11 protein-coding genes are annotated in these 13,907 nt (G+C 72.2%); 7 read left to right on the top strand and 4 right to left on the bottom strand.

Annotated features, from left to right (window positions below; genetic code table 11):
* Window positions 1-26 precede the first annotated feature (26 nt).
* From leuS to holA, 4 genes are all read left to right on the top strand, one after another.
* On the top strand, window positions 27-2,600 hold the full coding sequence (gene leuS, locus EZM51_RS05050; RefSeq protein ID WP_136707146.1) for a leucine--tRNA ligase: 2,574 nt from the start codon (window positions 27-29) through the stop codon (window positions 2,598-2,600).
* 95 nt (window positions 2,601-2,695) lie between these two features.
* Window positions 2,696-3,373: a ComEA family DNA-binding protein gene (locus EZM51_RS05045; RefSeq protein WP_136707145.1), complete on the top strand. Its 678-nt coding sequence runs from the start codon at window positions 2,696-2,698 to the stop codon at window positions 3,371-3,373.
* A complete protein-coding gene (locus tag EZM51_RS05040) occupies window positions 3,374-5,719 on the top strand; it encodes a ComEC/Rec2 family competence protein (RefSeq protein ID WP_136707144.1) in 2,346 nt (781 codons plus the stop codon). It abuts the gene before it with no gap.
* Between the two features lie 25 nt (window positions 5,720-5,744).
* Window positions 5,745-6,788 carry a DNA polymerase III subunit delta gene (holA, locus tag EZM51_RS05035; protein ID WP_136707143.1) on the top strand — a complete coding sequence of 348 codons (1,044 nt, stop codon included), beginning with the start codon at window positions 5,745-5,747 and terminating at the stop codon, window positions 6,786-6,788.
* A gap of 256 nt (window positions 6,789-7,044) precedes the next feature.
* Here holA and rpsT read toward each other — a convergent pair whose 3' ends face one another.
* The 4 genes from rpsT to EZM51_RS05015 form a co-directional block, all read right to left on the bottom strand.
* Window positions 7,045-7,305: a 30S ribosomal protein S20 gene (rpsT, locus tag EZM51_RS05030; protein ID WP_136707142.1), complete on the bottom strand. Its 261-nt coding sequence runs from the start codon at window positions 7,303-7,305 to the stop codon at window positions 7,045-7,047.
* Between the two features lie 115 nt (window positions 7,306-7,420).
* Complete coding sequence (locus tag EZM51_RS05025; RefSeq protein WP_136707141.1) at window positions 7,421-8,191, bottom strand: alpha/beta hydrolase; 771 nt, start codon at window positions 8,189-8,191, stop codon at window positions 7,421-7,423.
* Window positions 8,192-8,194: 3 nt separating this feature from the next.
* A complete protein-coding gene (locus tag EZM51_RS05020; protein WP_136707140.1) occupies window positions 8,195-8,818 on the bottom strand; it encodes a response regulator transcription factor in 624 nt (207 codons plus the stop codon).
* Complete coding sequence (locus EZM51_RS05015; protein WP_136707139.1) at window positions 8,815-10,038, bottom strand: sensor histidine kinase; 1,224 nt, start codon at window positions 10,036-10,038, stop codon at window positions 8,815-8,817. Before EZM51_RS05015 ends, EZM51_RS05020 begins: the two co-directional genes overlap by 4 nt.
* A gap of 80 nt (window positions 10,039-10,118) precedes the next feature.
* On the opposite strand from EZM51_RS05015, the gene lepA reads away from it, so the two are divergent.
* From lepA to hemW, 3 genes are all read left to right on the top strand, one after another.
* Window positions 10,119-11,975: a translation elongation factor 4 gene (gene lepA / locus EZM51_RS05010; RefSeq protein WP_136707138.1), complete on the top strand. Its 1,857-nt coding sequence runs from the start codon at window positions 10,119-10,121 to the stop codon at window positions 11,973-11,975.
* Between the two features lie 67 nt (window positions 11,976-12,042).
* Window positions 12,043-12,675 (top strand): DUF1990 family protein, encoded by a 633-nt coding sequence (locus EZM51_RS05005; protein WP_136707137.1) that lies wholly within the window; start codon window positions 12,043-12,045, stop codon window positions 12,673-12,675.
* The gene (gene hemW / locus EZM51_RS05000; RefSeq protein WP_136707136.1) at window positions 12,675-13,901 is read left to right on the top strand and encodes a radical SAM family heme chaperone HemW; all 1,227 of its coding nucleotides are present in this window, start codon (window positions 12,675-12,677) and stop codon (window positions 13,899-13,901) included. The genes EZM51_RS05005 and hemW overlap by 1 nt, the downstream gene beginning before the upstream one ends.
* The last annotated feature ends 6 nt before the right edge of the window (window positions 13,902-13,907 follow it).

The following is a 13,907-nucleotide window of genomic DNA, read 5'->3' as shown; positions in this document are numbered from 1 at the left end:
CGCAGCGACACACGATTGAGAGTCACGTGGCACAGGATCAGGACCAGGCCCACGCCGACAACGGCGCGTACGACTTCGCCTCCATCCAGGCGAAGTGGCTCCCCGTGTGGGACGAGCTCCAGCCCTTCCGCGCCGGACGCCCCGGCGAGACCAGGCCGCGCAAGTACATCCTCGACATGTTCCCCTACCCCTCGGGCGACCTGCACATGGGCCACGCCGAGGCGTTCGGCTACGGCGACATCGTCGCGAGGTACTGGCGGCACCAGGGCTTCGACGTGCTCCACCCCGTCGGCTGGGACTCCTTCGGCCTGCCCGCCGAGAACGCCGCCATCAAGCGGGGCATCGACCCGCGCGGCTGGACCTACGACAACATCGAGCAGCAGAAGCGCTCGTTCCGGCAGTACGCGCCGTCGTTCGACTGGTCGCGCGAGATCCACACGAGCGACCCCGAGTACTACCGATGGAACCAGTGGCTGTTCCTGAAGCTCTACGAGAAGGGCATCGCGTACCGCAAGGCCGGGCTGGTCAACTGGTGCCCCAACGACCAGACGGTGCTCGCCAACGAGCAGGTCATCGACGGGCACTGCGAGCGGTGCGGCTTCATCGTCACGAAGAAGGCGCTGACCCAGTGGTACTTCCGCGTCACGGACTACGCCGACCGCCTGCTCGACGACCTGAACCAGCTCGAGGGCTCGTGGCCCTCGAAGGTCGTCACGATGCAGCGCAACTGGATCGGCCGCTCCGCAGGCGCCGACGTCGAGTTCGAGATCGAGGGCCGCGACGAGCGCGTCACGGTGTTCACCACGCGCCCCGACACGCTGTACGGCGCGACCTTCATGGTGGTCGCGCCCGACTCCGAGCTCGCGGCCGAGCTCGCGGCCGGGGCATCCGCCGAGGTGCAGGCCCGGTTCCAGGGGTACCTCGACTCGGTGCGCGCCGAGAGCGACATCGACCGGCTCTCGACGGAGCGCCCCAAGACCGGCGTCTTCCTCGAACGGTATGCGGTCAATCCCGTGAACGGCGAGCGCCTCCCGATCTGGGCGGCCGACTACGTGCTCGCCGACTACGGCCACGGCGCGATCATGGCCGTACCCGCGCATGACCAGCGCGACCTCGACTTCGCCCGCGCGTTCGAACTCCCCGTGCGCGTGGTCGTCGACACGACCGCGCCCGTCACCGGCGTCATCCCGGTGATCCAGCTCGACGACAACGGCGACCCGATCATGCCCGAGGGCGCCGAGCTCGAAGACCCGGCCTCGACGGGCATCGCCCTCGTGGGTGACGGACGACTCGTCAACTCCGGGCCGCTCGACGGCCTCTCCAAGTCGAACGCCATCCGCCGGGTGATCGAACTGCTCGAACAGCGCGGCCTCGGCCGGGCCGCGAAGAACTTCCGCCTCCGCGACTGGCTCATCTCGCGGCAACGCTACTGGGGCACGCCGATCCCGATCATCCACTGCCCCGAGTGCGGCGAGGTGCCGGTTCCCGAGAGCGAGCTGCCGGTCAGGCTTCCGGATGCCGCGGGCCTCGACCTGAAGCCCAAGGGCACGAGCCCACTCGGCGCCGCCGAGGACTGGGTGAACGTCGCGTGCCCGAACTGCGGGGGAGCGGCTCGTCGCGACTCCGACACGATGGACACGTTCGTCGACAGCTCGTGGTACTACCTGCGCTACCTGAACCCGAACGACGACACCCTGGCGTTCGACCCCGCCGAGGCCGAGAAGTGGTTGCCCGTCGACCAGTACGTCGGCGGCGTCGAGCACGCGATCCTGCACCTGCTCTACTCGCGGTTCATCACCAAGGTGCTCTTCGACCTCGGGTACCTGACCTTCACCGAGCCGTTCACGTCGCTGCTCAACCAGGGCATGGTCATCATGGACGGCTCGAAGATGTCCAAGTCGAAGGGCAACCTCGTCGAGTTCGCGAGCGAGCTGGGTGCGCACGGCGCCGACGCGCTGCGGGTGACCCTCGCCTTCGCGGGACCGCCCGAGGACGACATCGACTGGGCGGATGTCTCGCCCGTCGGGTCGGCCAAGTTCCTCGCGCGGGCGTGGCGGATCTCGGGCGAGGTCACCTCGAGCCCCGACGTCGAGTGGAAGACGGGCGACCCGGCGCTGCGCCGGATGACGCACCGCCTGCTCGCCGACGCGCCGGGCCTGGTCGAGGCGTTCAAGTTCAACGTCGTCGTCGCACGGCTCATGGAGCTCGTGAACGCCACGCGAAAGGTCATCGACTCGGGTGCGGGCCCCGCAGACGCCGCGGTGCGCGAAGCCGCCGAGGTCACCGCGATGATCCTCGACCTGTTCGCGCCGTACACCGCGGAGGACATGTGGCAACGCCTCGGCTACGAGCCGAGCGTTGCGCTCGTGACCTGGCGCAAGGCCGACCCGGCGCTGCTCGTCGAGGAGTCGGTCACCGCGATCGTGCAGGTCGACGGCAAGGTGCGCGACCGGCTCGAGGTCTCGCCGAAGATCTCGGCCGACGACCTCGAGGCGCTCGCCCGCGGGTCGGCGGGGGTCGCCCGTGCGCTGTCGGACCGCGAGATCGCGAACGTGATCGTGCGCGCCCCGCGGCTCGTGAACATCGCCACCCGGCGCTGACGACTCCTCCTCGACAGGGGGCTCCGCCCAGCGGGTCGAGACGGCGGCGGTCGCCGCGCCGGTGAGGCCGGCCGGTCGCCCGTAGCGTGCTGGTCATGCCCGCGCGCCCCGAACCCGATCCGCTCGCCGCGCTCGACCCGTCGGCACGCCGCGCGGGGCCCCGGGTGCGCATCGCGGTGGGTGCCGCGGTCGTGCTGTTCATCGTGTCCGTGGCGGTCGCGGCGATGCTGTCGTTCGCGTCGGGCGGCGGCGGCGGGCAGGGCACGATCACGCCGGCGGATCGGCCGTCGGACGCGAGCGAGACCGGGCCCGGCGGAGGCGTCGAGGTGGGCCCGGCGCCGCTCCTCGTGCACGTGCTCGGGGCCGTGGCCGAGCCGGGACTCGTCGAGCTCGGGGCGGGTGCCCGCGTGGTCGACGCGGTGGCCGCGGCCGGCGGGTTCACGGCCGACGCCGATCCGGCGGCCGTCAACCTCGCGCGACCCGTCGTCGACGGCGAACAGCTCGTCGTGCTCGCGATCGGCGAGGCACCGCCGGCGGGCTCGGCCGGTGGCGGCGCGCCCGGCGCCGCCAACGCCGGCGACGGGCTCGTGCACCTCAACACGGCCGATGTCGCCGAGCTCGACACGCTGCCGCGCATCGGACCGGCACTGGCGCAGCGCATCATCGACTGGCGCGAGGCCAACGGCCCGTTCACGAGCACCGATCAACTGCTCGAGGTCGCCGGCATCGGCGACGCGGTGTTCTCGGGTCTCGCCGAACTCGTGGCGCCCTGAGTGGGCGACCTGCGGCTGCTGGTGCCGGCCGTCGCGGCGTGGACGACGGGCTGGCTCGTGGTCGGCGCGCCCGACGTCGGCCTGGATGCCGGCGCCGTCGCCGCGACGATCTGGAGCGTCGGTGCCGTGGTGCTCGTGCTGCTCCTCGTCCGGCGCCGGCCGCGTGGTCGCGTGCTGCGCCTCGCCGGCCCGCTGGTCCTCGTGGCACTCGCGGCGTCGGGCCTGGTCGCTGCGACGGCGGCGACGGCGCTCGCGCAGCGGGCCGCGTCACCGCTCGTCGAGGCGGCCGCGCAGCATCGCACGGTCGAGGTCGTCATCGAGGTCGTGTCCGCACCACGCGCCATGCGGGGACCCGCGTGGGCCGAGGCATCCGACGATCCGACGATGCGCCTCGACGCTCGACTCGTCGCGGTGGACGGGGGCGCGGTCGCGCCCGTCCCGGTCACGACGAGCGTGCAGGTGGCGGCCGAGCACCTGCAGTTGGGCGCTCGGCTCGGGTTCGACGCGCGAGTGAGTCCGCTGCCCGCCGCCGAAGAGAGCGCGTTCCGCCTCCGCGCCGGCGGCGACGTACGCGTCGTCGACGCGGCGCCGCCGTGGCTGTCGTGGGCGGGCGGCCTCCGGCAGGGGTTCGCCGAGGCCGCCCGGGGACTCACCGGTGACGGAGCGGCGCTCGTGCCCGGGCTCGCGATCGGCGACACCGGCGCCGTCGACGAGGCACTCGACGCCGCGATGAAGGCGAGTTCGCTCAGTCACCTCACGGCCGTGTCGGGGGCGAACTGCGCCATCGTCACGGCCGCCGCCTTCCTGCTCGCGGGACTCTGTCGGGTGCGCAGGACGGGCCGCATCGTGATCGCGGTGCTCGCCCTCGCCGGCTTCATCGTGCTCGTCACGCCGCAGCCGAGCGTCATTCGCGCGGGCACGATGGCCGTCGTCGTGCTCGTCGCCCTGGCCGCGGGTCGGCCCGGCGGTGGGGTCACGGCGCTCTCGGTGGCGGTCATCGCGCTCCTGACGTTCGACCCCTGGCTCGCGCGCGACTACGGGTTCGCGCTCTCGGCAGCCGCGACCGGCGGGCTGCTGCTCCTCACCGCGCCGCTGGCCGCCGGGCTCGCACGCGTCATGCCCGCTCCGCTCGCGGCGGTGCTCGCCGTGCCGCTGGCGGCGCAGCTGGCCTGCCAGCCCATCCTCGTGCTGCTCGACCCCGCGATCGCCCTCTACGGCGTGCCCGCGAACCTGCTCGCGGCACCGGCCGCGCCGGTCGGCACCGTGGTCGGACTCGTCGGATGCCTCGTGCTGCCCGTGCTCCCGTCGGTGGGCATGGCGCTCCTCGAGGTCGCCTGGCTGCCCGCCTCCTGGATCGCGCTCGTCGCGCACGGCGCGGCCGGGCTTCCCGGTGGCCGACTGCCCTGGCCGGCGGATGCCCCGGGCGCGCTGCTCCTGGTCGCGTGCACCGCGCTGGCACTCCGGCTCGCCCTCGCGCCGCCCGCCGCCGCGTGGCTTCGCGTCACCGTCGCGGGGCTGCTCGTGGCGGCCACGGCCGTGCCGCTCGGAGCGGCGGCGGGCGGTCCGCTGATCGGGGCGGCCACGCGACCGCGTGACTGGGATGTCGCGGCGTGCGACATCGGGCAGGGCGACGCCGTGCTCGTGCGCTCCGCGGGCGCGACGGCGCTCATCGACACCGGACCCGAGCCGGAGTCCCTCGATCGCTGCCTGGCCATGCTCGGCATCGAGCGCGTCGACCTCCTGGTGCTCACGCACTGGGACAACGATCACGTCGGGGGAGCGGGTGCGGTCGCGGGCCGAGTCGACACGGTCATCCACGGACCGCTCGACGGGGATCGCTCCGACCGCGTGCTCGGCCCTCTGGCGCAGGGCGGCGCCGAGCTGATCGAGGTGATCGCCGGCCACGCCGGGGAGCTCGGCGATGCCCGATGGCGCGTGGTCTGGCCGAAGCCGCGCGCGATTCCCGGCAACGACGCGAGCGTCGTCGTCGACCTCGACGCGCCGGGGTACCGCGGCGTGTTCCTGGGCGACCTCGGCGAAGACGCACAGCTCCGGCTCCTCAGGTCGATCGACCTGGGTCGGGTCGACCTCGTGAAGGTCGCCCATCACGGCTCGGCCGACCAGAGCGAGGCGCTCTACCGCGAGCTCGGCGCCACCGTGGGCGTCATCGGCGTCGGGGCCGACAACGGCTACGGGCACCCGACCGGCCGGCTGCTCGACATCCTGACGGCGACAGGGACGACCCCGCTGCGCACCGACCGCTCGGGCACCTCGGTGCTCACCGCCGACGGCTCGGGCGGCTTCGCGCTCTGGACCGAGCGGGGCACCGTCGGCGGTCGCCCCTAGACTTGAGGCCGGAACGGGAGGTGCGGTGGCGGCACGGTCAGGCGCGACGAGAGCCGGAGCGTCGGCGCGCACGAAGGTCGCGATACCGCAGCTGGCGTGGAACGAGGTGCGGCCGGCTCCGGTCGTGCTCATCTCGGGCGCCGAGACGGTGCTCGCCGAGCGCGCGAGCGGGATGCTGCGCGACTTCCTCCGATCGGAGGATCCGTCGCTCGAGGTCAGCGACCTCGAGGCCGACGGCTATCGCCGCGGCGAACTGCTGACGCTCGCGAGTCCGTCGCTCTTCGGTGAGCCGCGGCTCATCCGGGTGGGCGCGGTCGAGCGCGCGAGCGACGACTTCCTCGCCGACGCACTGGAGTACCTCGAGCAGACCGCCGAATCGACGACGCTCGTGCTGCGGCACGCGGGCGGCCAACGCGGCAAGAAGCTCCTCGACGCGATCCGCGCGGGCACCGGTCGCGGCGTCGAAATCGTGTGCGCCGAACTCAAGAAGGACGTCGAGAAGCAGGACTTCGCGGCGGCCGAGTTCCGGGCCGCGGGCCGCAAGGTCAACCCACGCGCCCTCAGGTCGCTGGTCGCGGCGTTCGCCGACGACCTCGCCGAGCTCTCGGCGGCCTGCCGCCAGCTCATCGCCGACGCGCCCGACGAGATCACCGATGCGGTGGTCGCGAAATACTACGGCGGCCGCATCGAGACGAACGCGTTCGCGGTCGCCGACGCCGCCATCGCCGGTCGCCACGGCGAGGCGCTCATCGCCCTGCGACACGCGCTCGACAGTGGCGCCGACCCCGTGCCCATCGTCGCGGCGTTCGCCATGAAGGTGCGCACCATGGCCAAGGTCTCGGGCGTCCGGGGCGGCGGCCCGCAGGTGGCCTCGTCGCTCGGACTCGCGCCCTGGCAGGTCGACCGCGCGCGCCGCGACCTCGCCGGCTGGAGCGACGAGGGCCTCCGTCGCGCGATCCAGTCGCTCGCCGCCGCCGACGCCGCCGTCAAGGGCGCCGAGCGCGACCCGGTGTTCGCCCTCGAGCGGCTCGTCGGCATCATCGCCGCGCGCGGCCGCGACCTCGTCTGATCTCGCCGGCTGCGGCATCCACTCGTCGGCGTCCGGCTCGCGCCGCCCCTCGTGCGACCCTTCCCGTCCGATTCTGCGGATATACGATCCGGCACCCCGCGGATTCGCGGACTCTATCGGCGAGGCGGATCGTATATCCGCAGTTATGAGCACTTGCAGGGCCGAGGCCGCGGCATCCGTCCACCCCCGGTCATCGCGCCGCCAACGACGAAGGCCCCGCACATCGTGCGGGGCCTTCGGGCAGAACGGGTTCGCGTCAGAGCGCGGCGACCTGCTTCGCGATGGCCGACTTGCGGTTCGCGGCCTGGTTCTTGTGGATCACGCCCTTCGAGGCGGCCTTGTCGAGCTTGCGCGTCGCGACGCGGAGGGCGGTGGTCGCCTTCTCCTTGTCGCCCGCGGCGATCGCCTCGCGCGTGGCGCGGACGGCGCTCTTGACCTCGCTCTTGACGGCCTTGTTGCGCTCCTGCGCCTTCAGGTTGGTGCGGATGCGCTTGATCTGCGACTTGATGTTTGCCACGTGGTGTTCTTTCGTTCGTGTGCGGGTACCGGATGTGCCGCGCGCGGTAGAGGGGCCGACGCGGCGTCTCGTGCGGGGTGGGACCCGCACGCAAGCCAACAGACAACGATACCAGCTACCCGCGAGCCGCACCAACGCGGCGTCGGCGGCGATCACGGGCGGCCCGGAGATCGAGTTCGGCCACCGCACCGAGGACGGCGGCGGTGAAGTCCTCGGGACGCGCGAGGCTCACGAGGTGCGTCGCGCCCGGCACGACGACGAGCCGGGCATCACGTGCCGCGCGGAGCATACGTCGCTCCTCGAGCCTGAAGTGGTCGAACCGCCCGTTCACGAACCAGACCGGCACGTCGATGCGTCGGAGCGCCGCCTCGGGGTCGAGTTCGCCCACGACCCCGAGCGCCGGGGACATGACCTCGAGTGCGACGCCGCCGCCGATCACGTCGGCGACGGCCTCGGGAGTAAGGAAGAGTTGCGCCATGAGGTCGTTCATGGCGCGCCCGCGATCGGGCAGCCGTCCGATCAGCTCGGCGAGCCGGCGGTAGCCCGCGAGCCCGGGCCCCCGCGGCCTGGTGCCGCACGACGCCGCGACGAGCCCGTCGATGCGGCCCGGATGCGTCGCCGCGTACTCGATGGCGAGATACCCGCCGAGGCTCAGGCCGACGAGGAGTCGTGGCGTGCGGTCACCCGCACTGCGCGTGCCGATCGCCTCGTCGATGACGCGCATGGCGTCGTCGAGCGAGAACGGGTCGTCCATCCGCGCGCCGTGCCCGGGCAGGTCGACGGCGACCGCCTCGATGTCGTGCCGGGCGAACGCGTTGAGCTGCCGCCGCCACATCGAGGCGGACGTACGGATCCCGTGCACGAGCACGACGCGGGCGCGGGGCATCCGTCAGCCCGCCCTGATCGCACCGAGCTCGCGTGCCCGGGCCACGGCGGCCGTGCGCGAGCCGACGCCGAGCTTCGCGAATATGTGCACGAGGTGCGACTTCACCGTCGCCTCGCTGAGGAACAGCGCCCGGCCGATGTCGCGGTTCGACCGGCCCTCGGCGACCAGCGAGAGCACCTCGGCCTCACGCGCGGTGAGACGCTCGCCGCCCGCGCGAGAGCCGTCGAGGCGCGAGGAGACCGCGGGTGCGAGCGCCGACTCGCCGACGGCCGCGGCACGCACGGCCGCGACGAGCTCGGCGGGCGGCGCGTCCTTCAGGAGGTACCCGCTCGCGCCCGCCTCGATGGCGCCGAGGATGTCGGCGTCGGTGTCGTAGTTCGTGAGCACCAGCACGCGCGGTGCGCCGTCGTGCGACCGGATTCGTCGGGTCGCCTCCGCACCCTGCAGCGCGCCGGGGAACTGCAGGTCCATGAGCACGAGGTCCACTCCGGATGTCGCGGCGAGCCGCACGGCGTCCTCGGCCGTCGCGGCTTCGGCCACCACCTCCAGATCGGACTCGGACTCGAGCAGTGCCCGGATGCCGGCCCGAACCACCGGATGGTCGTCGCTGAGCAGCAGCCGGATCATGGTGCCACCACCGGGATGCGCACCGAGATTGCGGTCCCCTCACCGGGCGCGGACTCGATCACGATGGTGCCGCCCTGCCGCTCGGCACGCTGCCGCATCGCCCTGAGCCCGAACCTGGCGCCGTCGGCCTCCGCTCGCTGCACGGCGGCCGCGTCGAAGCCCACGCCGTCGTCCACGACGTCGAGCGCGACCTCGTCGCCGAGGTAGCTGAGCGTCAGCTCGGCACGCGCGGCGTCCGAATGCCGCAGCACGTTCGCGAGGGCGCCCTGGGCGATGCGCAGGAGCGAGGCGTCGGCCGCCATCGGCAGCATGACGGGCGGGCCGCTGGTGCGGAAGGTCACGCGTGTCCGTGCGCCGGACTGCTCGGCCTGCTCGTTCACGGCGTCGGCGAGCCGGCGGAGCGCGGCGGGCAGCGTCTGCTCGTCGAGCGAGGGGGGCGTGAGCTCCCGGATGAAGCGCCGCGTCTCGCCGAGGTTGTCGGCCGCGGTCTCGCGGGCGAGGCGGAGCTTCTCCCGCGTGCGCTCGTCGTCGATGTCGCGCTCCGCCGCGTGCAGCAGCATCTGGATGCTCGAGAGGCCTTGCGCGACCGTGTCGTGGATCTCACGGGCGAGGCGTTCGCGCTCGGCGAGGGTGCCGGCCTCGCGGCTGGCCGCGGCGAGCTCTTCGCGCGTGGCGAGCAGGTCGAGGATGAGCGCCTGGCGATCGCGGGTCTCCTGCGACATGGCGCGATAGCCGAGTCCGATGACGATGGCGACGCCCGAACTGATGAGCGGACCGAGGATCGAACCGACCTCGAAGCCGAGGTGGGAGGCCGTGCCCCACACCGACAGGCCGAAGGTGATGACCACGAGCGGCACCGCGATGGGCGCTGCGAGCACGTGAAGTTCGAGGAAGAACAGGGGGAACGCGAGGAACGCGGCATCCGGGGTCAGTGCCGACATCGCCACCCACAGCCCGAGCAGCGCCAGGAGCCAGGCCACCCGCGCCCAGGCCGGCAGGTGCCGGTGCGCGGCGGCGACGCCCGCGCCGTACCATGCGAGGAACGCGACCGCGAGGATCGTGACCGGTACCTCGGTCGGGGCGTCCGCGAGCAGCGCGCGCATGATGACGAAGAGCGCGAGGCCGACCACGAGCACGTGCAGGCCGAATCGGAGCGTGAGGAAGACCGGGCGCAGGGCCGAGGGCGCCACGCGTGCGTCGGTGGCCTCGATCACGGTCATGGTGCTGTCAGCGTAACCCCGGGGCCCGCGCCGGGGCATCCGTCGAAAGTCGGTTCGCAAGTCGTGGGAGAATCGTCGGGATGTCCCCTCGAGCTGCTGATCCTCCGGTGCCCGCCGCCACCGACCCCGCGTTGATCCGGAATTTCTGCATCATCGCGCACATCGACCACGGCAAGTCGACCCTCGCCGACCGCATGCTCGGCATCACGGGCGTGGTGGCCGACCGCGACATGCGTGCGCAGTACCTGGACCGCATGGACATCGAGCGGGAGCGCGGTATCACCATCAAGAGCCAGGCGGTGCGCATGCCCTGGCAGGTCGGCGACACGTCGTACGCGCTCAACATGATCGACACGCCGGGTCATGTCGACTTCAGCTACGAGGTCTCGCGCTCGCTCGCCGCGTGCGAGGGCGCGATCCTGCTGGTGGATGCCGCGCAGGGCATCGAGGCGCAGACGCTCGCGAACCTCTACCTCGCGCTCGAGAACGACCTCGAGATCATTCCCGTGCTGAACAAGATCGACCTGCCCGCGGCCGAGCCCGAGAAGTACGCGCGCGAGCTCGCCGACCTCATCGGCGGTTCGCCCGACGACGTGCTTCGCGTGTCGGGCAAGACCGGCGTCGGCGTCGAGGACCTCCTCGATCGCGTCGTCGAGCGCATTCCGGCTCCGGTGGGCGACGCGGATGCCCCGCCGCGGGCGATGATCTTCGATTCCGTGTACGACAGCTACCGCGGCGTCGTCACGTACGTGCGCATGGTCGACGGCAAGCTGAACCCGCGGGAACGCATCCAGATGATGTCGACGCGGGCGACGCACGAGATCCTCGAGATCGGCGTGAGCGCGCCTGAGCCGACGCCCACGAAGGGCCTCGGCGTCGGCGAGGTGGGCTACCTCATCACGGGCGTGAAGGACGTGCGCCAGTCGAAGGTCGGCGACACGGTCACGACGGCGGCGAAGCCGGCCACCGAGCCGCTCGCGGGGTACACCGAGCCGCTGCCCATGGTGTTCTCGGGCCTGTATCCGATCGACGGCAGCGACTACCCCGAGCTGCGCGAGGCGCTCGACAAGCTGAAGCTGTCGGATGCCGCGCTCGTCTACGAGCCCGAGACCTCGGTCGCGCTCGGCTTCGGTTTCCGCTGCGGTTTCCTGGGCCTCCTGCACCTCGAGATCGTCACCGAGCGACTGCGCCGCGAGTTCGACCTCGACATCATCGCGACCGCGCCGAGCGTCGTGTACGAGGTCACCACCGAAGACCGGAAGACGGTCACGGTCACGAACCCGAGCGAGTTTCCGACGGGCGCGAAGATCGCCGAAGTGCGCGAGCCGGTGGTCAAGGCCGCGATCCTCGCGCCGAAGGACTACGTCGGCACGATCATGGAGCTCTGCCAGTCGCGCCGGGGCACCCTGCTCGGCATGGAGTACCTCGGCGAAGACCGGGTGGAGATCCGGTACAACATGCCACTCGGCGAGATCGTCTTCGACTTCTTCGACAACCTGAAGTCGAAGACGGCGGGCTACGCGAGCCTCGACTACGAGCCTGCGGGCGACCAGGCCGCCGACCTCGTGAAGGTCGACATCCTGCTGCAGGGCGAGCAGGTCGACGCGTTCAGCGCCATCGTGCACCGTGACAAGGCGTACGCCTACGGCGTGCTCATGACGGGACGCCTGCGCGAGCTCATTCCGCGGCAGCAGTTCGAGGTGCCCATCCAGGCCGCGATCGGCGCCCGTATCATCGCGCGCGAGTCGATCCGCGCGATGCGCAAGGACGTGCTCGCCAAGTGCTACGGCGGTGACATCACCCGCAAGCGCAAGCTCCTCGAGAAGCAGAAGGAGGGCAAGAAGCGCATGAAGATGGTGGGTCGCGTCGAGGTACCCCAAGAGGCGTTCATCGCCGCGCTCTCGGGCGAGACCGAGAGGAAGGACGCCAAGAAGTAGCGTCCCTGCTCGCCGCAACCGACTCCGCTCGGAGCAGCCGGTCAGGCGACATCCGTAGAATGAACGGATGACCCGACGCAGCACGTTCACCGACCAGTCGGTCACGTACGGCGCCATCGGCGCGACGCTCGACCCCGACCTGCTGCGCTACCCGCCCGCCGGGTTCCGGCCCGCCGAGGACTCCGTGCGCCTCGGCTCGGGCGACGAGCGCTTCGCACGCTCGGTCGAGGCGCTCATGACCTGGGGCATCCAGAAGGGTGCCGGCTTCGAGGTGACGGATGTCTCGGCCGGCACGGGCGCGCAGTACCCGGGCATCGTCTACGACGCCGACGGCACCCCGCTCGCCGAGCAGCCGGGCCTGCGCCGCGAGGACCGGTTCGGGTCCGACGGCACGCCCTACATCGCGGCGGGCATGACGGCGACCCTGGTGCGGAAGGGGCGGATCCTCACCCATCGCACCCCCGTGCTCGTCGTCTACGTGGTCGACGAGCCGAAGCGGGTCGGGTTCGCCTACGGCACGACTGCGGCGGGCCCCGAGAGCGGCGAGGAGTCGTTCATCCTCGAGCATCGTGACGACGACGGCGTGTGGCTCACCATCCGGTCGATGTTCGACACGCGCGGGCTCGCGCCGGCCCAACGCCGCAAGCGTCGTGAGCTCACCCGAACCGAGCTCCGGGCGCTGCACCCCGCCTACGTCTGATGGCGTCGGCGCTCCCGCTCGGCGAGCCGGCGCCGCTCGACGGGCTGTTGCCGCCGTCGGCCGCGATCGGCGCCCACGAGCGTGCGTTCGGCGTGTACGTGCACGTGCCGTTCTGCCGGGTGCGCTGCGGCTACTGCGACTTCAACACGTACACGGCGAGCGAGCTGCGGGGAGCCCGGCAGGTCGACTACGCCGACCACGCCATCGGCGAGATCAGGATGTCGCGGCGGATGCTCGAGGCATCCGGCGTCCCGGATCGGCCGGCGCAGACGGTGTTCTTCGGGGGTGGGACGCCCACCCTGCTGCCCGCGACCGACCTCGTGCGCATGCTCGACGCGGTGCGCACGGAGTTCGGCCTCGCGCGGGGCGCCGAGATCACGACCGAGGCGAACCCCGATTCGGTGGGGCCCGACGATCTCGCGGGGCTCGCTGCGGGCGGGTTCACGCGCGTGTCGTTCGGGATGCAGTCCGCCGTGCCGCACGTGCTCGCCGCACTCGACCGCACGCACGACCCCGCGCGCGTGCCTCTCGCCGTGCGCTGGGCGCGGCAGGCGGGGCTCGACGTGAGCCTCGACCTCATCTACGGCACGCCGGGGGAGTCGCTCGACGACTGGCGTCGCAGCGTCGACGCCGCGATCGTCGAGCGCCCCGATCATCTCAGCGCGTATGCGCTCATCGTCGAGGACGGCACGAAGCTCGCGCGGCAGATCCGCCGTGGCGAGCTCGCCGAACCGTCCGACGACCTCGAGGCCGACATGTACGACCTGGCCGACGAGCTGCTGGTCGCGGCGGGGTACGAGTGGTACGAGGTGAGCAACTGGGCGACGGCGCCCGAGCACCGCTCGCGCCACAACCTCGGCTACTGGCGCGGCGACGACTGGTGGGGAGTGGGCCCGGGTGCGCACAGCCATGTCGGCGGGGTTCGGTGGTGGAACGCCAAGCATCCGTCGGCGTACGCCGACCGCGTGACCGCGGGACACTCGCCCGCGGTCGGCAGGGAGGTGCTCGACGCGTCGACGCGCGAGACCGAGCGGGTGCTGCTGGCCACGCGGATCCGGGAGGGGCTCGACATCGGCTCGCTCGGCGCCGGTGGACGACGCGCCGTGGCGGGCCTCATCGCCGACGACCTCGTGGACGCGAGAACCGCCCTCGCCGGTGCGCTGACGCTCACCAGGCGAGGGCGGCTGCTCGCGGACGCCGTGGTCAGGCGCCTGCTCGAGGACTGACCTCGA

The sequence above is a fragment of the Agromyces sp. H66 genome (assembly GCF_004959775.1).
Classification (GTDB): Bacteria; Actinomycetota; Actinomycetes; order Actinomycetales; family Microbacteriaceae; genus Agromyces.
Note: the sequence above shows the minus strand (reverse complement) of the source record. Positions and strands in the feature narration are given on the sequence as shown.